The organism is Bacteroides sp. AM54-2NS (assembly GCF_003602935.1).
Taxonomy (GTDB): domain Bacteria; phylum Bacteroidota; class Bacteroidia; order Bacteroidales; family Bacteroidaceae; genus Bacteroides; species Bacteroides xylanisolvens.
Genome location: NZ_QTMZ01000028.1, coordinates 16,812 through 39,509, shown reverse-complemented (window position 1 = coordinate 39,509; position 22,698 = coordinate 16,812). Strand labels below are relative to the sequence as shown.

Below are 22,698 nucleotides of genomic sequence, written 5' to 3'. Positions count from 1 at the left end.
GTATCTTTGTGTAAAGAGAATCAAAGACATCGATTATTAATGGCTATTTTTTTCGCACTGCGAAACAAAACATATAAGCGATTGCCTGATATTTAATAGATGATATTAATGATTAACACAATGAAAATGCGCTTGATTTTTCCTTTTGTTCTATTGATTTATTCATTGATCTGTCAGGCAGATGGCGGTAAAGATTCATATATCTTCCGGAAAGTAGATTATCAGCAAGGATTATCTAATAGCGCTGTGCTTTGTCTTTTTCAAGACAATACAGGGTTGATGTGGTTCGGTACTTACGATGGCGTCAATTGTTATGACGGCAGAAGCATGGAAGTTTTCCGTTCCGATTTTTCAGCTCCCAAGGCTTTGAGTAACAACGTAATCCATTCTATTCAGCAGGCGGATAATAATTGTTTGTGGATTTCTACCCATTTGGGGATCAATCGTCTTTCACAGGATTCACGGCAAGTTGTCGGATATTATGACTTTACAGATGATTATTATCTACATTCCAATTCTAAAGGAAACACATGGGTGGTGAGTCATGGTGGAATTTTCTACTATAATACATCTTATAAACGATTTGTACAGATTAAGAATCTGAAAGTACCCGTAGAGGATATGGATAAACGGGCGTTCGTCACGGATGATGGTGTTTTGTGGATTTTCACTCAACAAACAGGGGAGCTGTTACAGGTTTCGCAGGATGCTTTTGATTGTGACACATTATCAATTCATTCAACTGTTTTATCTACTAATTTTCATGCGAAACCTATTGAAGATGTCTTTTATCAGAATGGCGTTCTTTGTTTCATCGATAGTGAGCATGATCTTTATGTTTATGATATTTCCCGACAATCTAAAATTTATATTCGTAACCTTTCTTCATTAGTGCAGAAGAATGGAACTATTGCAGGAATAGCCCTTTTCTATGAAGATATTATTATTGGTTTTCGAACGAATGGGTTAGTCCGTCTCCGTACTTCACAAAAATATAAAGAAGAAGTGGTCGACCGGAATGTGCGTATATATAGTATTTATCGAGATCCTCATCAGAATGTCTTATGGGTTGCTTCGGACGGACAAGGAACGATTATGTATGCTAAGAAATATTCTATTGCCACCAATTTGATGCTCAATCAACTGTCATCTAACTTAAGCAGGCAGGTACGTTCTGTTATGACAGACAATAGTGGTGGGCTATGGTTCGGGACGAAGGGTGATGGACTGTTGCATATACCGGATTATCGTGAGAATGAGGAGCTTCTGCCGTTACAGTTTACTCTCCTGAAGGTAAGCAAAATGTTGTGTCTTATATACGATGGAATAAAGAATTTCCTGTTTATAAATTGGTTCAAAGCCGTTATATGGATGGCTTTTGGATAGGATCTGGAGATCCGGGACTATTTTACTATTCTTTTGAAGACAAAGCTTTGCATTCTGTGGAGAATCTGCCGGCACAACCCACCGAGATACATGGCATTTATGAGGAAAATGATAGTGTACTTTATGTGGTGACAGCCGGTTCCGGTTTTCATAAATTAATACTTGAGAAGCAGGCAGGTACCATTCGTTTCAAGTCGCAGAAAAGTTATCATTTTTTTCACGGTCAGCGAGAAATTACGATGTTCTATCCAATGCTGCCCGAAGGGGATTCTATTTTGTGGCTTGGCAGTCGGGAGAAAGGACTCGTACGGTTTGATAAGCGGACTGAAGAATATAAAGTGATTTCTTTGAAAGAAATGCTTCATAAGTCGGTAGACGATGTGCTTAGCCTGTATCGGACCAAAGAAGGGCTGTTATATGTAGGGACAACATCAGGGTTGGTATGTCTGAATTCTAATGGAAAACAGATGAAAGCTACTTATATCGGACGGGAGCAAGGTTTGCTCAATGATATGATTCATGGTGTACTTGAAGATGAGAACGGACTCTTATGGCTTGGTACGAATCGGGGGCTGATTAAATATAATCCGATAAATGGCTCATCACATGCCTACTTTTACAGTGCAGGTGTTCAAATCGGCGAGTTTAGCGATGATGCTTATTACATGTGCCCATATACACAGGAGCTTTTTTTCGGTGGGATTGACGGGTTGCTTTATTTGGATAAAGAGGTGCAGGCTGCTCCGGAATTTTATCCGGATATTTTGTTACGTAAGTTGACTGTTGGACATACGCAAGTGGTTCAGGGGGATGGAGATTACTATACAGACGATGGTAAGGCATTACAGTTGAAGGGGACGGAGGTTTCATTTGCACTTTCTTTTGTTGTTCCGGATTTTTTATCAGGAGAAGATATAGAATATTCTTACCAGTTGGAAGGATATGATAAGGATTGGACCTCTTTTAGTAGTATTAATGAAGCCTCATATACAGGAGTGCCGGCAGGTGATTATATCTTTAAGGTACGCTATAAGAGGGATGTATTTGATACGGAATATCGGCATTTTTCTATTCCGGTATATATCCTTTCTCCCTGGTATCGATCGGTGGCGGCTTATTTTGTTTATTTGGTCATTTTCTTGTTGTTGTTAGGGTACGTGATATATTTACTACGCAAAAACTACCTTCAGGAACGGATGATGAAAACACTGATGGGGACAGAAAGTTGCCGGAAATCCGAGACTGTATATACAAACCGTAGGATGCTTGAAGATTTTACTCTCATTTATAATTATTGTGACCAATTGCGTGCTGAGAATCTTTCTTATGAGCAATGTCTTGAGAAAGTGTCACTGATACGCGAAACTGTGATGAGCGCACTTCTTAATCCTGACGCTCTGTTTTTGGAAGAACTTAGACAATTCTTTCCGGATCGGTTTATTGTTTCTGCACGTATGAGTATACAGGGAGTTTCTCAAGAGGTGTTGCGTACGTTGGAAGAACAAGGGATTGATCATTCTTCTATATCGTCAATGATTCCGGAACACTTAACATTTCCAGTTTACAAGAATGCATTATACAGTATTCTTTATTGCTGCTATCTCCGGATTACTGAAATGAAAGGTACTCATGGCGTAATAGTAGAAATGTCAGAACAGGATGGTAAGATGCAGCTACATTTTTCTTCTAAAGATGCTACTGCGAAAGCGTTGTATGAATATCTTTCAGATAAAGCTTCTTCAGTGACGGAGAAAGATTCCGATCATGTGTTTGTTGTGCATTTACTTTTAGGTTTTGTACGGTCAGCTTTGGAACGTATTCATGCCGTTCTTCGTTATGATGATGATGAGAGTGGTAGTCGGTTGACGATTATCTTTGAACCGGCGGTCTTGACAGTAGCAGGTGAACAAGGGAAAAAAACTGTGCTTTTGTTGGAAGACAGAGATGAAATGACTTGGTTGATTAGTAATTTCCTGGCTGATGAATACGTGGTTCATCAAGTAAAGAGTGTGCAGCTTGCTTTTGACGAAATTCGTCGGTCGGCTCCGGCTCTATTATTAGTGGATATGACAATGTATGCCAATGCTGAAAGTACTTTTATGGAGTATGTTAGCCGGAATCGTACTCTGCTTTCAAAGACAGCTTTTATTCCATTGTTAACCTGGAAAGTTGGTTCGGCCATTCAGCGGGAACTGATCTTGTGGTCTGATTCTTATATTGTACTTCCTTATGATATATTATTCTTGCGGGAAGTTGTCCATAATGCTATTTATGGAAAGCGGGAAGCGAAGCAGATATATATGGAGGAACTGGGAGATTTGGCGGGACAGATTGTCTGTACAACTACCGAACAAGCTGATTTTATTCGTAAATTGTTAAAGGTGATTGAAGAAAACCTGGACAAGGAAGAACTGGGCTCAACGTTGATCGCTGATCGTATGGCAATGAGTTCCCGTCAGTTCTATCGTAAATTCAAGGAAATTTCCAATACTGCTCCCGGTGATTTAATAAAGAGTTACCGTATGGAAAAGGCAGCCCGCCTGTTACTTGATGAAGAACTTTCTATTCAAGATGTTATTATGGAGGTCGGTATTTCCAGCCGGTCTTATTTTTATAAAGAGTTTACCCGTCGGTTCGGGATGACACCGAAAGATTATCGGGAACAGCGAAAGGTATGCTGATTGTCAGGTTAAATTCTTTCGTATAGGTGATTAGTTGGGAAACATTATTATTTATTTGTTTGGGTTCTTCTTCAAATTCCGTGCTACTTATTTATGTTCAATTACCTTATTCATGGCTATTCCGGAGTACTTTAAGATGCATATAGTTTGGATAATTTATTTGCTATTTCTAATATGCCGATATCCCTTTATCCATCGGCCTTTCAATGAGCTTTACTAGCACGGAATTTGATTAAGAACCTTTGTTTGTCACAACCTTGTGCTCTAAATTCCTTTTGTCGATTTTATTGTATTGATTATTAGTGTGTTAATCTGTGCTCTAATTTACCATTCTGTGCTTTAGATATGTGTCTTTATTTTGCCGTTTTTTTGGCAAGGTAGAGCATTGGACTTTTATTCGAATAGCCTTTATTTGCAACAATCTTTTTAAAGGGAATTAACCTTATTACTAATCAAATTTAAAGGAATTATGAATGAAAAACTAAAGTATCTTACCTTATTTGTAATAGGTATGATGTTGAGTTTGGGCATGAATGCTCAATCTGTAAAATCAATCTCCGGTACGGTAACCGATGATCAGGGAGAGGCGGTTATCAGTGGTACGGTGAAAGTTAAAAACGGTAGTACAGGAACAATCACTGACATTAACGGTAAATACACTCTCTCTGTTCCTTCCAATGCCACCTTGGTGTTTTCGTATATTGGTTATATCACACAAGAATTTAAAGTCTCGGAATTAAAGAGTAATGTTCTGAACGTAGTTCTGCAATCGGATACGAAAGCACTGGACGAAGTAGTCGTTGTAGGTTATGGTACCATGCGCAAATCAGACTTGACGGGTTCCATTTCCACAGCCAAAGGTAAAGACATGCTGAAAGCACAATCATTCAATGCGCTTGACGGATTGAAGGGTAAAGTGGCCGGTGTGAATATCTTCTCTAATACCGGTCAGCCGGGTGGAGAATCACGTGTCATCATTCGTGGTATTTCTACTATCAACGCGTCGGCATCACCGCTGTACGTAGTAGATGGAGTGGTGATGTCAAACTTCGAATTGCTTAATCCGAATGATATCGAATCTATCGAAGTATTGAAAGATGCTTCCTCTGCTGCCATCTATGGTGCCCGTGGTGCGAATGGTGTTATCATGGTGACTACCAAGCGCGGTAATGCAGGAAAAGGAGTCCATGTTTCCTATGATGGTTCATTGTCTATCGGTAAGATGGCTAGAAAAATAGATGTAATGGATGCTAACGAATGGATGTCTACCTTCAAGCAGGGATTGGAAAATGCCAACGAATTTCAAGGCAAGAACTTCACAACTGATCTGTCACAGATATTCACAGACGAACGTTTGTTCAATGCAGACGGTTCTCCGAAATATAATACCAACTGGCAGGATGAAGCATCCCGCACTGCCATCTCTCATAACCATCAGATCAGTATCCAACGTACAGGAGAAGGATCTTCTATCGGAGCATTCATCAATTATACCGATCAACAGGGTATTTTGTTGAATTCTTACTTCAAACGTATCAATGCAAAATTGGCGTATGATGACAAACCGACTGATTGGCTGTCTACTTCCGTTAATTTATTAGTAAATCATACTTGGGGTAATAGAACTTCTGATAACCCTTACGGACAAGGCGCATTGCGTACGATGATCGAACAGTTGCCTTTCTTACCGGTTAAGCTGGATGGTGAATATACGCAGACGAACATTATTAATACAAGCTCTATTCTCAATAATCAGACTGATCCTAATAGCGGAAAACAAGGATTCAGCCCGGAAGGTGTAGGTAATCCCGTTGAGTTGCTCGAACGGATGCAGGCTATGCAATATCGTACGCAGATTTTTGGTAATGCTGCTTTGACTTTCCATCTCATGAAAGGATTGGATTTGAAGACCCAGTTCGGTATCGACTACCACAATAATCGTGATGCTAACTATACGCCGTTCACTCCGCGTCCGATGATTAATCAAAGTTCCGAGGGAGCAGCTTCTGCAAATAACTCCAACTCTTTGTATTGGCAGGAAGAAACCTATTTGACTTATGTGAAAGATATAAACAAACATCACATTAATGCAATGGCGGGTATGTCTTGGCAAGAGTATAATTATACCAAATTCGAAGCTTCCGACAGTAAGTATATTGATGACTTCTACGGATATTATAATTTAGGTTCCGGAACGAACCGTCCTTCTGTAGGCAATGATTACGACAAGTGGGCGATGAACTCTTATTTCTTGCGTCTGGCATATTCTTATGACAACAAGTATATGGCTACCGTAACCGGTCGTTATGATGGCTCTTCCAAATTCGGACAGAACAATAAATATGCATTTTTCCCGTCAGTCGGCTTGGGTTGGATGATTTCTAATGAAGACTTTTTGAAAGATAACTCATTGATCAGCAAGCTGAAATTACATACTTCTTACGGTCTGACAGGTAATTCGGAAATTGGTACATATAAATCATTGGCTACGGTGAGCCAGTCGAATACGATCATTGGTGATGCTCTGCACGTAGTGTCTTATCTGGACAATATGCCTAATCCGGACCTGAAATGGGAAAAGACAGGACAGTGGGACTTAGGATTCGAGTTGGGTTTATTCAATAACAGACTGAATTTCGATATTTCCTATTATTATAAGTATACTTCGGATTTGTTGCTCGACCGTCCGGTTCCTGAATCAACAGGTTACTCTTCCATTATGGATAATATTGGAGCCGTTTCCAATCGTGGTTTAGATATTCTGGTTACAGCATATCCTATTCAGACACATGATTTCCAATGGACTTCCACTCTTAATTTAGGTTTCAACAAAAATCGTGTAGAGAAACTGGATGAAAGTGCATCTGTTGATCCTGTCACCGGTAAGCGTCAGATTACAACCGATGGTTTTGTGGGTTACGATATGTTGATCCGTGAAGGTGAAGAGCTTTCTTCTTTCTATGGTTATAAGCGTGCCGGTATTTACGATGGTATTCCGTCTAACTGGGATCCGGAGACAATGAACATACCTTCCACTATCGGTGAAAAGGTAACTTATAAGAAACGCGAAATTATCGGTAACGGATTACCTGACTGGATGGGCTCATTTATCAATACCTTCAATTATAAAGGATTTGATTTGACTTTAGACTTTCAGTTTACATGGGGGGTAGACGTGATGCAAGAATATTATCACTCTACTGTAGCCCGTTTCCTAACTAACGGTATAGACCGTCTTTATAAGGAAGCATGGCATCCAACTCTCAATCCGTCGGGTAAAGAACAGGCAATTCGTCTGAATAACTTTGGTCAGGGAGCTAATAACCAGGCAGATGATGACTGGGTTTGCAATGGTTCTTATTTGCGTTGTAACATGATTCAGCTCGGATATACCTTCAATCCAACATTGATTAAGAAGATCGGTCTGTCTTCATTGCGTTTGTATGCGAATGTGAATAACGCGTTCCTGATTACTTCTAAGGACTATAACGGATACGATCCGGATAACTCATCTCGTTTAGGTGACAACAAATGGGGGGCTAACCGCCAATTCTTCACCTATCCGCGTCCGAGAACGTTTACGTTCGGTCTTAATGTAGCATTTTAATTCACCGTTATAAAAACCATAAGAATTATGAAACTATTAAAAGTATATATATCTGCATTTTGTATGTGTTCACTTTCTGTGTTGCTGAATTCATGCGACGATTTCCTGAAAGAAGAACCATTGGATATGAAATCATCTGACCAATTCTGGAAGACGAAAGCTGATGCGGAGTCGGGGGTGAACGCATTGTATTTTGGTGGTGTACCTTATTTACACAACACTGATGTAGGCGGTGGCTGGACTCCTAAAGCGACAATGTGGGGTGGTATTGTGTCCGGATTGTACGTTGATAAGCGTAAGGATAGAACATTTACTACGGCATCCGAAGGGTGTAACTTCAATATTGAATCTTTTGATGATATTGCAATGAAATACTGGCATGAGTTTTATAAAGGTATTTCACGTGCCAACTTTGTTATTGCCAATATTCCGACAATGACCGGTGTGCTGGATGAAGCTACTATTAATAATTATGTGGCTCAAGGTAAATTTTTCCGTGCATACGGGTATTTTTGGCTGGTCAAAGAATTTGGTGGCGTTCCTTATATTTCAGAACCTTACACATCTACAGAAGGTATGTACAAAGAACGTCTTTCTGCTGAAGAGGTTTATAAGAAAATTGAAGCCGACTTGCTGGATATTGTCAACGGGGATGCATTGCCGAATAAAACGTTCTATGAAAATGGCTGTTATGTTACCAGAGCAATGGCGCAGACTTTGCTGGCACAAGTTTATCTACAATGGGCTGGTGCACCGTTAAACGGAGGGGCAGACTATTATGGAAAAGCTGCACAGATGGCATTGAAAGTGATCAATGACAGTCCTCACGAACTTATTCATCCGAATGGAACGACTGATGATTTAAACTCAGCATATAATGTAATTAAGACGACGAAAGAATCTGCTGAAATCATTTATGCTAAAGAATACAATTACACCAATTATAGTGTAGGTAACTCTTATGCTTGCCGTTCTATCGGAACAGATGCTTTCCAGTGGGGAGTGTTCCATCCGGGAGGAGACGTGCTGTATAATGCATACCTTCCCTGTGATATGTTGCTTAACAGCTATGCCTCTAATGATATTCGAGGACATGAGAAACAGTTCTTCTTTAAGCAATATACCGATGCTGAAGGAAAGACTTATACTTTGAACAATGCAGGCAACTGGGCATGGTTTGATGAAAATGCTTTGATTAGTGGTCACGACGGTGATTATAATATGCCAGTATTCCGTTTTGCGGAAGTCTTGCTGATTGCGGCCGAAGGTCTGGCACGTACAAATCATGAAGATAATGCTGTCGGTGGAGCTAAATATTATCTCAATCAAGTGCGTAAACGTGCTGGATTGGCAGATGAGACGGCTACAGGAAACGATTTAATACAATCGATTTTGACTGAACGTTTGCATGAGTTACCGTTGGAATTTAAGATTTGGGATGACATTCGTCGTACTCGTTTGTATCCGGAAGCATCTACCGAATCAGGAAAATTGAAATGGACTGCTCTTGCATCGGCTCAAATCCAAAACAAGCCCGATGGAAGCACAAGAGCCGGTGCCATTCCTGAATATGCTTTGTTATGGCCTATCCCGTTAGATGAAATTCAGGCTAATCCTGCGTTGGAAGGACATCAGAACCCGGGATGGAATTAATTAGGTAATAATAAATATTTGTTTCTGATAGAATTGGAGAGAGGGTAAAGGCTAATTATCCTCTCTCTATTGCTTAAACGGTTAGTCTTTCGGTTGTACTCTCGTTGACGCTCGTATCCTTTGGTTGACCACATGCTATTTTTTCTTATTTTGGCGTATCAGAGGACGGATAATTGCAGAAAGATGCTTTAATTTGTAACGTAAATAAAAAAGACTTGATAATTTAATTAATAGCTTAATTCGTAGACCATGAATAAAAAGAAACTACTATCTATCGCAATAGCCCTGCTATTGGGAGCTTCCTCTACCTTTGCGCAAAAGCAACCGGTAGACTATGTGAATCCTTTAATGGGAACTGATTCGAAAATATCACTATCTAATGGGAATACATATCCTGCCATCGCGTTGCCTTGGGGAATGAACTTCTGGATGCCACAAACCGGAAAGATGGGTGACGGTTGGGCTTACACTTATGCATCCGACAAAATCAGAGGTTTCAAGCAAACCCATCAGCCTAGTCCGTGGATCAATGACTACGGTCAGTTCTCAATCATGCCGATGACTAAACAGTTGAAGATCGATCAGGACAGTCGTGCTTCCTGGTTCTCTCATAAGGCAGAGAAAGCCACTCCTTATTATTATAGTGTTTATTTGTCAGAGTATGACATGACAACTGAAATAGCTCCGACGGAACGTTGCGCATATTTCCGTTTCACTTTCCCTGAAACCTCCGATGCCTATGTGGTGGTAGATGCTTTCGACCGCGGTTCGTATGTGAAGGTGATTCCCGAAGAAAATAAAATAGTTGGTTATACGACACGCAATAGTGGCGGTGTTCCTCAAAACTTTAAGAATTACTTTGTGATAGAGTTCGACAAGCCTTTTACTTTCAATAAAGTATGGGCAGACTATCATTTGGTTGAAACACATCTCGAACTGCAATCCAATCACGTGGGTGCTGCTATCGGATTTTCGACGAAAAAGGAGAACAAGTGCATGCAAAAGTGGCATCCTCATTCATCAGCCCCGAACAGGCGGAACTGAACTTGAAGGAAATTGGTAATAAGACTTTTGAACAGACAAAAGAGGCCGGTCGTAAGGCATGGAACAATGTCTTGGGGCGTATCAAGGTTGAAGACAGCGATGAGAACCGTATGCGTACGTTCTACTCTTGTTTGTATCGTTCGGTGTTGTTTCCTCGTATGTTTTACGAAGTAAACGGTAAGGGGGAAACTGTGCATTACAGCCCCTATAATGGTGAAATCCGTCCGGGATATATGTTTACCGACACTGGATTCTGGGATACTTTCCGTTGCTTGTTTCCATTTGTTAATTTGATATATCCTTCAATGGGTGAGAAGATGCAGGCAGGTCTGTTGAATACCTATCTTGAAAGTGGATTCTTTCCTGAATGGGCAAGCCCGGGCCATCGTGGTTGCATGGTTGGGAATAATTCTGCTTCTGTAGTGGCGGATGCTTTCATGAAGAATATAACCAAAGCGGATGCAGAAAAAATGTATGAGGTCTACTGAAAGGGGCCAATAGCGTACATCCGAAAGTTTCTACTACCGGACGCCGTGGATATGAATATTATAACAAACTGGGCTATGTGCCATACGATGTGAAAATTAATGAGAATGCGGCACGCACATTGGAATATGCATACGATGACTGGTGCATTTACCGTATGGGTGAAAAATTAGGTCGTCCGGCAGAAGAACTGGATGTTTATAAGAAAAGGAGTCAGAACTACCGTAATCTGTTCGATCCAGAAACTAAGTTGATGCGGGGAAAGAATTCCGACGGAACTTTCCAGACTCCTTTCAATCCTTTTAAATGGGGAGATGCCTTTACGGAAGGAAATAGTTGGCATTATACATGGTCGGTATTCCACGATGTACAAGGACTGGTTGATCTGATGGGCGGCAAGAAGATGTTTGTCAGTATGCTTGATTCTGTATTCAATCTTCCTCCTGTATTTGATGATAGCTATTATGGAGGAGTGATTCACGAGATTCGTGAAATGGAAATTGCTAACATGGGTAACTATGCACATGGCAACCAACCTATCCAGCACATGATCTACTTGTATAACTATGCCGGCGAACCGTGGAAAGCCAATATTGGTTGCGTGAGACGATGAACCGCCTCTATCTTCCTACTCCGGACGGTTATTGTGGAGATGAAGATAACGGTCAGACTTCGGCTTGGTATGTATTTACTGCATTGGGATTTTATCCGGTATGTCCCGGTAGCAATGAATATGTAATGGGAGCTCCTTACTTCAAGAAAGCAACGATTACACTGGAGAACGGCAAGAAACTGGAAATCTCCGCCCCGAAGAATAACGATGATAATCGTTATATTCGTTCATTGAATTATAATGGCAAGAATTATACAAAGAATTATCTGAACCATTTCGATCTGTTGAAAGGCGGTCGTCTGGTGTTTGATATGGATAACAAACCGAATAAGGGAAGAGGTATCAACGAATCAGACTTCCCGTATTCATTCTCTCGTGACGCAAAGTAAGCTGATATGAATAATTTGAGAAAGAAAGTATTGATGATGACTATGGCGGCAGCAACTTTGTCCGCCATAGCCCAACAGCCGGTAGACTATGTGAATCCGATTATCGGGACCAATGGGATGGGGCACACTTTTCCCGGTGCTTGCACTCCTTTCGGATGGGTACAGTTGAGTCCGGACACAGACACAATTCCGCATAATGTAAATGGAGCTTATCAGAAAAATGCCTACGAGTATTGTGCCGGTTACCAATATAGGGACAAGACCATTGTTGGCTTCAGTCACACTCATCTTAGTGGTACGGGACATTCTGACTTGGGAGACATCTTGTTGATGCCTGCTGTTGGCGATGTGAAGTTAAATCCCGGTCGGGCGGATTATCCGGAAGAGGGATACCGTTCACGTTTTGACCATGCTACAGAAAAAGCTGTTCCCGGATATTATGAAGTGATACTGGACGATTATGGCATTAAGGCCCAACTGACAGCAACACAACGGACGGGTATACATAAATATACCTTCCCGAAAGGAAAAGATGGTCATTTGATTTTGGATCTGGTGCATGGTATTTATAATTATGACGGCAAAGTTCTATGGGCCAATTTGAGAGTCGAAAACGATACTCTGTTGACCGGATATCGTATCACCAATGGATGGGCGCGTACGAATTATACCTATTTTGCTATCTCTTTGTCACAGCCGATTAAAGACTACGGATATAAGGATAAGGAAAAAGTATTGTACAATGGCTTTTGGCGTCGTTTTAAGTTGGAAAAGAACTTCCCCGAAATCACAGGTCGAAAAATCGTGGCTTACTTTAACTTCGATACCGCTAACAATTCGGAACTGGTTGTAAAAGTGGCATTGTCGGCAGTCAGTACGGAAGGGGCCATTAAGAATCTGCATGCCGAGGCTTCCGGAAAGAGTTTCGAACAGTTGGCGGAAGCTGCTCGTACAGATTGGAATAGTGAACTGAAGCATTTCGAGATCGAAGGTACGCCCGATCAGAAAGCAATGTTCTATACTTCTCTTTACCACACCATGATTAATCCGTCTGTGTATATGGATGTAGACGGTTCCTATCGTGGGCTGGATCATAACATACACCGGGCGGAAGGATTCACCAACTATACTATATTTTCCCTTTGGGATACCTATCGTGCGGAACATCCTTTCCTGAATCTGGTGAAACCGGGACGCAATGCGGATATGGTGGAATCCATGATTAAACATGAGCAACAAAGCGTGCACGGAATGTTGCCGATATGGAGTCTGATGGGAAATGAAAACTGGTGTATGAGCGGTTATCATGCTGTGTCTGTACTGGCGGATGCAATAACCAAAGGCGTCTTTTCGAATGTGGATGAGGCATTGGCGGCAATGGTCAGTACATCCACCGTTCCGTATTATGAAGGTATAGCTGATTATATGAAGCTGGGATATATTCCGCTTGACAAAAGTGGTACAGCAGCTTCTTCTACTTTGGAGTATGCATACGACGATTGGACTATCTATCAGACAGCTTTGAAGGCAGGTAACAAGGAAATAGCGGAGACTTACCGAAAGCGTGCCCTCAATTATCGTACTATCTATGATACAAGTATTGGTTTTGCACGTCCCCGTTATAGTGACGGTTCTTTCAAGAAAGAGTTTGATGTATTGCAAACCTATGGTGAAGGTTTTATTGAAGGCAATTCATGGAATTTCTCTTTTCATGTGCACACGATGTATTTGGCATGATCGACTTGATGGGAGGAGAAGGGACGTTCGTACAGAAATTGGATGAACTGTTCTCCATGCATCTGCCGGAGAAGTACTATGAGCATAATGAGGATATTACTGAAGAATGTTTGGTCGGCGGATATGTGCATGGTAATGAACCGAGCCACCATGTTCCTTATCTATATGCGTGGACTTCCCAGCCGTGGAAATCACAGTACTGGCTGCGTGAGATTCTGAATAAGATGTATAAGAATGATATTAACGGATTGGGTGGAAATGATGATTGCGGACAGATGTCAGCATGGTACCTTTTCTCCGTGATGGGTTTCTATCCGGTTTGTCCTGGTACAGACCAGTATGTATTGGGAGCGCCCTACCTACCTTATCTGAAGATGACGCTTCCTAATGGAAAGACATTGGAGATCAAAGCGCCGGGTGTCAGCGATAAGAAACGTTACGTGCAGTCGCTGAAATTGAACGGTAAGGTATACGACAAGATGTACATTACACATGAAGACATTTTGAAAGGAGGCGTGCTTGAATTCAAGATGGGTGCGTCACCTAACAAACGCCGCGGATTATCACCGGAGGATAAACCTTATTCATTAACTAACGGAATCAACAAATAATCAATAAAGGAGTATGAAAAAGATACATTTAATCTATGCAGCCTGCCTGCTGGTAGGTATGGGGGCTTGTGCTGCAAGTGTGCAAAAACAGGTGAAGGATAATTCTGATGTATGGAAAGAGTACAATACAGGTGCTGTATTGTTTGAGGATAAAGCACCGGAAACGCTGGGATCGGACATTTACCACCGGATCATTCCCGATGCTGAATCGTATATCAAGGAACAGGCACGTACTGTATTAGCTACTCTTTACAATTCTCCGGAAGATAGTATTCCTGCAGTGCACAAGATACATTATACATTGGAAGATATCAACGGTATTTCTGCGAAAGGTGGTGGTAATGGTGATGTGACGATTTTCTACAGTACACGTCACATTGAAAAATCTTTTGCAGCGAATGATACGGCGAAGTTGTTTTTTGAAACACGCGGGGTGCTCTTGCATGAATTGACGCACGCATATCAGCTGGAGCCGCAGGGAATCGGCTCTTATGGAACCAATCGTGTGTTCTGGGCATTTATTGAAGGCATGGCAGATGCTGTGCGGGTTGCCAATGGAGGATTTGACGGACCGAATGCCCGTCCGAAAGGTGGAAATTATATGGACGGATACCGTACGGCGGGTTATTTCTTCGTGTGGTTACGTGACAACAAAGATCCTGAATTCCTGCGTAAGTTTAACCGGAGTACATTGGAGGTTATCCCTTGGTCGTTTGATGGAGCTATCAAGCATGTTTTAGGAGACGAATATAATATTGATGAACTGTGGCATGAATATCAAGTTGCGGTAGGTGATATACAAGCATAATAATGTAAATATGGTGAGTGTAATGGGTAAAAGAGGATTGTTTTTAGTATGGCTGTGCCTGGTGAATATTTTGCCGGGCATGGCTCAAACCGAGAAACTGATTGATTATGTGAATCCATTTGTGGGAACAGATGGTTATGGTAATGTGTATCCGGGTGCGCAGATTCCTTTCGGGGGAATTCAGATGAGTCCGGACACGGATAGTAAATACTATGATGCGGCTTCCGGTTATAAATATAATCATTCCACTTTGTTGGGGTTCAGTCTGACTCATTTAAGCGGGACTGGTATACCTGATTTGGGAGACTTCTTGTTTATTCCCGGAACAGGAGAGATGAAACTGGATCCGGGGACACGTGAGGAGCCGGAAAAGGGATACCGTTCACGTTATTCTCATGAAAAGGAATGGGCATCACCTAATTATTATGCGGTGGAACTGTCAGATTATGGAGTAAAGGCTGAAATGACGTCAGGGGTACGTAGTGGTATGTTTCGCTTCACCTATCCTCAATCGGATAAAGCTTTTATAATGATTGATATGAACCATACTTTATGGCAATCTTGTGAATGGGCGAATCTGCGCATGGAAAATGATTCTACCATCACCGGATATAAACTGGTAAAAGGCTGGGGACCGGAACGGCATATCTATTTCACGGCTACTTTCTCTAAAAAGTTGACCGGCTTGCGCTTTATGCAGAATAAGAAGCCGGTGATTTACAATACCTCCCGGTTTCGTAGCAGCTATGAAGCTTGGGGAAAGAATCTGATGGCTTGCATCTCTTTTGATACAAAAGCCGGAGAGGAGGTGATTGTAAAAACTGCTATTTCATCGGTCAGCACAAACGGGGCAAAAAACAATATGGCGGAACTTGCCGGACTCGCTTTCGATGATCTGAAAGCTAAAGGAGAAGCACTATGGGAAAAAGAACTTGGAAAATATACCCTTACTGCTGACCGTAAAACGAAAAGAACATTCTATACGTCGGCTTATCATGCGGCTTTGCATCCGTTCATCTTTCAGGATGCAGACGGGCAGTTTCGAGGATTAGATAAAAATATAGAAAAAGCCGAAGGATTTACCAACTATACGGTATTCTCTCTTTGGGATACCTACCGGGCTTTGCATCCCTGGTTCAATCTGGTGCAGCAGGAAGTGAATGCCGATATTGCCAATTCCATGTTGGCTCATTATGATAAAAGTGTGGAGAAAATGCTGCCTGTCTGGTCGTTTTATGGAAATGAGACTTGGTGTATGATTGGTTATCATGCAGTTTCCGTATTGGCTGACATGATTGTGAAGGGAGTAAAAGGGTTCGATTACGAACGTGCGTATGAGGCTATGAAGACCACGGCGATGAATCCGAATTATGACTGTTTGCCGGAATATCGTATGATGGGATATGTGCCTTTCGATAAAGAGGCGGAATCAGTATCTAAAACATTGGAATATGCGTATGATGATTATTGCATGGCACAGGCTGCCAAGGCTTTGGGTAAAGAGGATGATTATCGTTATTTCTTGAATCGTGCACTCTCTTATCAGACTTTGATTGATCCGGAAACGAAGTATATGCGTGGCAAGGACAGTCAGGGAACTGGCGTACACCGTTTACTCCGGTAGCTTATCAGGGCCCGGATCTGTAAATGGATGGGGGGATATTACGGAAGGATTTACTGTACAATATACCTGGTATGTACCACAAGATGTACAAGGATATATGAACGAAGCTGGCGAAGATTGGTTCCGCAACCGGTTGGACGAACTGTTCACGGTAGAGTTGCCGGATGACATTCCGGGAGCACATGATATTCAAGGCCGTATCGGAGCCTATTGGCATGGGAATGAACCTTGCCATCATGTAGCGTATCTTTATAATTACTTGAAAGAACCTTGGAAATGTCAGAAGTGGGTCCGTACGATTGTTGAACGTTTCTATGGCGATACTCCAGATGCATTAAGTGGCAATGACGATTGTGGGCAGATGTCGGCTTGGTATATGTTCAATTGCATTGGCTTTTACCCGGTGGCTCCTTCAAGCAATATGTATAACATCGGTTCTCCTTGCGTTGAGGCAATAACAGTTCGGATGAGTAACGGAAAAGTTATTGAAATGGTAGCAGATAATTGGTCGCCGAAGAATGTGTATGTAAAGGAATTGTATGTGAATGGCAAGAAGCATGACAAATCTTATTTGAAATATGAGGATATACGTGATGGCGTGAAACTACGTTTTGTCATGAGCAGTAAACCGAATTATAAGCGTGCGGTATCGGATGAAGCGGTAGCTCCTTCTTTGTCGTTGCCCGGAAAGACAATGAAATATCAGGTAAATTTAATGAAAACGGGTATATCAAACCAGTGAAAATGACTTTTGAAGGAGTATTACCCAGTCCGTTTGATAGTACGAAGTGATGTTTTTATTACATTTGCCATTGTAAAACGATTATTAATTAAATATCTAAACCATGAGAAGATATTTCCTGTTAGTTGTGTGTTTGTGCTTGGCATCACTACTTCGTGCACAGAATAAGTTAGAGTTAATTTCTCCCAATGGAGAGCTGAAAGTGTCCTTGAATCTCTCGGATAAAATCTATTATAGTATAGATTATAACGGAGATGTATTGTTGAAAGACAATACCCTTCAGTTGACATTGAGGAATCAGGTGTTGGGAGAAAATCCCAAACTGCGCCGTCAGAAACGTACGAGTGTCGACGAGCAATTAACTCCTATTGTTCCTTTGAAATATGCGAAAGTCAATAATCGTTATAATCAATTGCTACTGACCTTTAAAGATTATTCAGTAGAATTCCGTGCTTTTGACGATGGAGTTGCTTACCGGTTTATTACCTCACAAAAAGGTGATGTTGAAGTAATGAACGAAGAGTTTGCTATCAACTTCCCGTCGGATTATCTTCTTCACTTGCAACAACCGGGAGGCTTCCATACAGCTTATGAGGAACCTTACACACATGTTCAAAGTAATGCGTGGAAGCCTGAAGAACGGATAGCTGTTTTGCCGGTATTGATTGACACACAAAAAGACTATAAAATATTAATCAGCGAGTCGGATCTGGCTGATTATCCATGTATGTTTCTCAAAGGAACGGGTACGAACGGAGCAATCTCTGTTTTTCCTAAAGCTCCGCTTGCGTTTGCCGAAAACAGTGATCGTAGCGTGAAGATTACTCAAGAAGCTGATTACATTGCTAAAACAAAAGGTACGAGAAATTATCCTTGGCGTTACTTTGTGATAAGTAAAAATGACAAGCAGTTGATTGAGAATACAATGACTTATAAACTGGCTGAAAAGAATCAACTTCAGGATATTTCATGGATTAAGCCGGGACAGGTGAGCTGGGAATGGTGGAATGACGCTTCTCCTTACGGACCGGATGTGAATTTTGTTTCCGGTTATAACTTGGATACTTATAAGTATTACATTGATTTTGCTTCTAAATTTGGTATTCCATATATCATTATGGATGAAGGCTGGGCTAAAAGTACACGTGATCCTTATACGCCTAATCCCAAAGTAGACTTGCACGAGTTGATTCGTTATGGCAAAGAAAAAAATGTAGGGATTGTGCTTTGGTTGACATGGTTGACGGTAGAAAACAATTTTGATCTCTTCAAGACTTTCAATGAATGGGGAGTAAAAGGACTTAAGATTGATTTCATGGACAGAAGCGATCAGTGGATGGTCAACTTTTACGAACGGGTAGCCCGAGAAGCAGCCAAACATCATTTGTTTGTCGATTTTCATGGCTCTTTCAAACCTGCCGGACTGGAATATAAATATCCGAATGTATTGTCTTACGAAGGAGTGCGTGGAATGGAACAAATGGGCGGTTGTTATCCGGATAATAGTCTGTATTTACCATTTATGCGTAATGCTGTCGGTCCGATGGATTATACTCCCGGAGCGATGATTAGTATGCAGCCTAATGTGTATCGCTCGGAACGTCCCAATGCTGCAAGTATCGGAACACGCGCTTATCAGTTGGCACTCTTTGTGGTTTTTGAAAGTGGTCTGCAGATGTTGGCGGATAATCCTACTCTTTATTATCGTAATGAAGATTGTACCCGTTTCATTACACAAGTTCCCGTAACGTGGGACGAGACTGTGGCACTGGAAGCTAAAGCGGGTGAATATGTCATTGTAGCAAAACGGAAAGGCGATAAGTGGTTTATAGGAGGAATGACTAACAATGGTAAAAAGGAACGTGAGTTTACCATAAAGTTAGATTTCTTGAATAAAGATCGCTCTTATCAAATGACATCTTTTGAGGATGGTATCAACGCAGGACGTCAGGCGATGGATTATCGTTGCAAGTCATCCCAGGTGAAAGCCGGGGAGCAGCTAACTATAAAGATGGTTAGAAATGGCGGCTTTGCAGCTGTCATTGAATGATGGCACATATTCTAACTTTCCATACGTAAAAATGGAAATCCTCTTTCAATCTATCACCATCCTTCTGAAACGCATTGTTCATCGAGCTTTCAGGGTGGTGATAGATTGTTCTCCACCTATCACCTAATCATTCATCTATCACCGTTTGAAATGAACATGCCTGCATATAAATATAAGCTTGTATGTAAATAGAAGTTTCAACAGGGGATACCTTTGGTTTCAAGGCGGGAAACTTTAGTTTCCATTAGGGGAAACTGCAGTTTCAGAGGCTTGAAACTAAAGTTTCCTCGGTGAGAAACAAAGTGTTTTACTACATGAAACTGTTTGTTTCAAGCGTTGAAACCAATCGTTTCACGGCACGAAACACTTTGTTTTGCTATTTGTTCTAAGAAGGCAATGTCTCGGAATCAACGTTTTCTCTTAGAGAACCACTCTTTAAACTCTGCTACTCGGGCTTTGCTGACAAGTATTTTTTCTTTGATTCCTGAATAATACAAGTTGATGGACAGGCGGCTGTTGAACCATAAGTCAATATCTTTAATAGCTTCTCGCGAAATAAGATATTGGCGGTTAGCCCGAAAGAAAAGAGAAGGATTGAGACACTCCGTAAGTTCATCTAATGTTTGAGAAAAACAGTATTCGGTTTCATCGGTTAAGACTACCTTGACCTGACAGTCCTTAATATAAAACAATTGTATCATATCTACAGAGACAGGCAATAGTTTGTCTCCTTTGGTAGGAATAAGGAAATGACTTTTATAGTTTTCCTGCTTTTGGAGTGAATGTATCAGTTTCAGTAGCTCATTCTCCTGTTGTGGAAAGGGGAACTGGTGTTTGTCAGCAGCATCTTGTAAACCTTGGAGCTTATCGAAAGCGTGTTCTATGTCTTCCTTACCGATGGGTTTTAATAAGTAGTCGATGCTGTTTACTTTAAATGCACGTAACGCATATTCATCATAGGCAGTTGTAAAGATAATCGGACAAGTAATATTGATATGATTGAATATCTCGAAGGCGGAACCATCTGCCAGGTGAATATCCATGAATACCAGTTCCGGCATCGGATGAGAACTGAACCATTCGATAGTGGAACTGATACTATCCAGTATGGTCACGATTTCTCCATTCGGTTTTATTTCATTAAGCAGTGAAGTCAGGTTTCGTACTGCTGCTTTTTCGTCTTCTATAATGACAATCTTCATGGTGATTATTGTTCTAGTTGTGATTTTTCAATCAAAGGAATACAAACTGTAAACTCTCTGTCCTCCGTTATTTGTATATCCCGTTTAAACAAGAGCCTGTATCGCTTGGCAAGGTTGGCAAGTCCGATACCGGTTCCGGAAGTTGCAGTCCATTTGGGCTGAATGTCGTTGCTGATAGACAAATTGCCGTTATCGTCCGTCGTGATATGAATGGTCAACGGCTTCCGGTCGCTGATTTCGTTGTGCTTTACTGCATTCTCAATCAACACTTGCACCGCCATTGGAGGGAGGAGATATTCTTCGTATGCATTGCTTATCTGTATGTCGAATTGTAGATTGTTCTCAAAACGCATCTTTAATAGAAAAATATAAGCGGAAACAAATTCTATTTCTTCCCGGAGACTGACACATTGTGACTCATTACTTTGCAAAGTATACCTTAGTACCCGGGAGAGTTCCTGAATGTAATCCTGCGCTTTATCCTGATTTTCGCGTACCAGCGAACGCAGGGTATTCAGCGAGTTGAACAGCATGTGTGGGTTCAGCTGATTCTTCAGTACTTCATACTGATTGCGGAGATTCTCTGCCTGAAGCTGTTCGTTTTCAATAAGTACCAGTTGCTGCTTGAATATAAGATGAATGATGCAGCAACTACTGGTGACGAGACATGCCACAATGAAATCCCGCAATGGATGCAAATAATGATGTACCATGGCATCGATGGCCGGAATATCAAACGTTCTGTGAAGGAAAACAAAAAACTGTCCTGACAAGTTACTCAATATCCATGTCACGATAAAGGAAAGCAAAATCTTTGTCCCTGTAATTTTAATGGAAGCCTGATTGAAATGAAACAAACGGGTATTGATGGCAAAAAGTAACAATAGCGACAGAAAGGTAAACAGTATTTCGTTTGCCACATCTATAAACTTCATCCCCGGGAATAAGGAATGACTTTCGAAACGGTCGAAAAGAGATACTGATTCAGGAAAATGAATCAGTACAGCAACCGCTAAGGAGATGATGACTGTGGAAAGTATATATTTATCTTTTTTTATTGCTTTGGCTATCATACAACAAAGATAGTGGTAAATTATGAGTTACCGGTTATAAAATGTCAATGCTGTTGTCACAGTTGGTCAATTATTGTTTCTGAATGTGTGCCGTGACATACATACCAGGGCGGAATTGTACATTTTCCTCCTTGATGGAAGCATACACTTCGAGCGAACGATTGGTTTCGTCTACTTTTTGTCCGATGGAAATCACGATACCGTGAAAGGTTTGTGTCCCCATTCCGTTTACCCGAAACTGTACCGGGCTGCCGACTTGTATGTCTGCAAGATCTTTCTCGTAAGTAGTCAGGCAAAGCATCGGGCTGCTTTTATCGATAAGTTCGCAAAGTGCTTCTCCCGGATTGATATATTTGCCGATATTCATCGCTACATTAGCGGCATAACCACTAATGGGGGCTTTGACTTCCAGTAGCGGTTGTATTCCGTTCTTAAGTAATGCCTCCGTTTGAACGCCTAAAAGAGAAAGTTGTGCAGCAGCGGCGTCCTGGCGACTCTTCATGGAGAGAAAGTCCGCTTTACTTTGCTGGAATTTCTTTTGAGAAGCTGCTTGTTCGGCAGACAGATTTTTTTGCCGTTCGTATTCAGCTAAGAGATATTCGGTCTGTGCGTGACTGTCCAGATAAGTTTGTTGCAGGGTGATGAACTCCGGATTCTCTAACGTGGCGATTACACTGTTTGCAGTCACCCATTGCCCTGGAAGCAGAGAAGCTTTTTTTACAATGCCTCCCATGGTTAAAGCAATGGTTGCCTGACGTTGAGGAGGAAGAACGATTCGTCCGTTGAACGAAACCTGATTAGGCTTTGAGGTAGCTGAAGTGATGGCATCCACTTCGGGTTGTGCGATGGTATCTGCTATCGTTTCGGCAACGGGAATTGCGGCGGATTCGTTATTTGTAGTTTGCTGGTTTCCTTTGCAAGCCGTTAGAACTAGTAAAAGGATGGGATAAACTATTTTTTTCATATCTTATGTTTTATAATAATTATTCAGG

At 41.4% G+C, this 22,698-nt stretch carries 7 protein-coding genes and 4 pseudogenes; 8 read left to right on the top strand and 3 right to left on the bottom strand.

Going from position 1 to position 22,698, the window contains the following annotated elements:
• The first annotated feature begins 108 nt into the window (after window positions 1–108).
• The 8 genes and pseudogenes from DXA05_RS16850 to DXA05_RS16815 all read left to right on the top strand — a co-directional run bounded on the left by DXA05_RS16850 (window position 109) and on the right by DXA05_RS16815 (window position 19,431).
• Window positions 109–4,067 (top strand): annotated as a pseudogene (locus DXA05_RS16850) (helix-turn-helix domain-containing protein).
• 469 nt (window positions 4,068–4,536) lie between these two features.
• Entirely contained in the window at window positions 4,537–7,674 is a 3,138-nt protein-coding gene (locus tag DXA05_RS16845; RefSeq protein WP_055235515.1) for a TonB-dependent receptor, read from the top strand.
• A 27-nt stretch (window positions 7,675–7,701) separates the two neighbouring features.
• Complete coding sequence (locus DXA05_RS16840) at window positions 7,702–9,327, top strand: RagB/SusD family nutrient uptake outer membrane protein (protein WP_087318128.1); 1,626 nt, start codon at window positions 7,702–7,704, stop codon at window positions 9,325–9,327.
• A 249-nt stretch (window positions 9,328–9,576) separates the two neighbouring features.
• Window positions 9,577–11,859, top strand: a pseudogene (locus DXA05_RS16835) (GH92 family glycosyl hydrolase).
• 6 nt (window positions 11,860–11,865) lie between these two features.
• Window positions 11,866–14,207, top strand: a pseudogene (locus tag DXA05_RS16830) (GH92 family glycosyl hydrolase).
• Window positions 14,208–14,220: 13 nt separating this feature from the next.
• Window positions 14,221–15,015, top strand: a complete 795-nt coding sequence (locus DXA05_RS16825; protein ID WP_008020566.1) for a basic secretory family protein — start codon at window positions 14,221–14,223, stop codon at window positions 15,013–15,015.
• 10 nt (window positions 15,016–15,025) lie between these two features.
• Window positions 15,026–17,381: pseudogene (locus DXA05_RS16820) on the top strand (GH92 family glycosyl hydrolase).
• 103 nt (window positions 17,382–17,484) lie between these two features.
• A complete protein-coding gene (locus tag DXA05_RS16815) occupies window positions 17,485–19,431 on the top strand; it encodes a glycoside hydrolase family 97 protein (protein WP_128859408.1) in 1,947 nt (648 codons plus the stop codon).
• A gap of 407 nt (window positions 19,432–19,838) precedes the next feature.
• On the opposite strand, the gene DXA05_RS16810 is transcribed toward DXA05_RS16815, so the two are convergent.
• The 3 genes from DXA05_RS16810 to DXA05_RS16800 all read right to left on the bottom strand — a co-directional run bounded on the left by DXA05_RS16810 (window position 19,839) and on the right by DXA05_RS16800 (window position 22,670).
• Window positions 19,839–20,633, bottom strand: coding sequence for a LytTR family DNA-binding domain-containing protein (locus tag DXA05_RS16810; RefSeq protein WP_004311025.1), 795 nt, complete (start codon window positions 20,631–20,633; stop codon window positions 19,839–19,841).
• Between the two features lie 5 nt (window positions 20,634–20,638).
• Window positions 20,639–21,706, bottom strand: coding sequence for a histidine kinase (locus DXA05_RS16805; RefSeq protein ID WP_004311024.1), 1,068 nt, complete (start codon window positions 21,704–21,706; stop codon window positions 20,639–20,641).
• 70 nt (window positions 21,707–21,776) lie between these two features.
• Window positions 21,777–22,670 (bottom strand): efflux RND transporter periplasmic adaptor subunit, encoded by an 894-nt coding sequence (locus DXA05_RS16800; RefSeq protein ID WP_128859407.1) that lies wholly within the window; start codon window positions 22,668–22,670, stop codon window positions 21,777–21,779.
• Between the last annotated feature and the right edge of the window lie 28 nt (window positions 22,671–22,698).

Excerpts from the sequence above, each read along its gene's own strand:
- DXA05_RS16815 (WP_128859408.1), top strand. The coding sequence starts at position 17,485 with ATGAGAAGATATTTCCTGTTAGTTGTGTGTTTGTGCTTGGCATCACTA.
- DXA05_RS16825 (WP_008020566.1), top strand. The coding sequence starts at position 14,221 with ATGAAAAAGATACATTTAATCTATGCAGCCTGCCTGCTGGTAGGTATG.
- DXA05_RS16810 (WP_004311025.1), bottom strand. The coding sequence starts at position 20,633 with ATGAAGATTGTCATTATAGAAGACGAAAAAGCAGCAGTACGAAACCTG.
- DXA05_RS16805 (WP_004311024.1), bottom strand. The coding sequence starts at position 21,706 with ATGATAGCCAAAGCAATAAAAAAAGATAAATATATACTTTCCACAGTC.
- DXA05_RS16840 (WP_087318128.1), top strand. The coding sequence starts at position 7,702 with ATGAAACTATTAAAAGTATATATATCTGCATTTTGTATGTGTTCACTT.
- DXA05_RS16845 (WP_055235515.1), top strand. The coding sequence starts at position 4,537 with ATGAATGAAAAACTAAAGTATCTTACCTTATTTGTAATAGGTATGATG.
- DXA05_RS16800 (WP_128859407.1), bottom strand. The coding sequence starts at position 22,670 with ATGAAAAAAATAGTTTATCCCATCCTTTTACTAGTTCTAACGGCTTGC.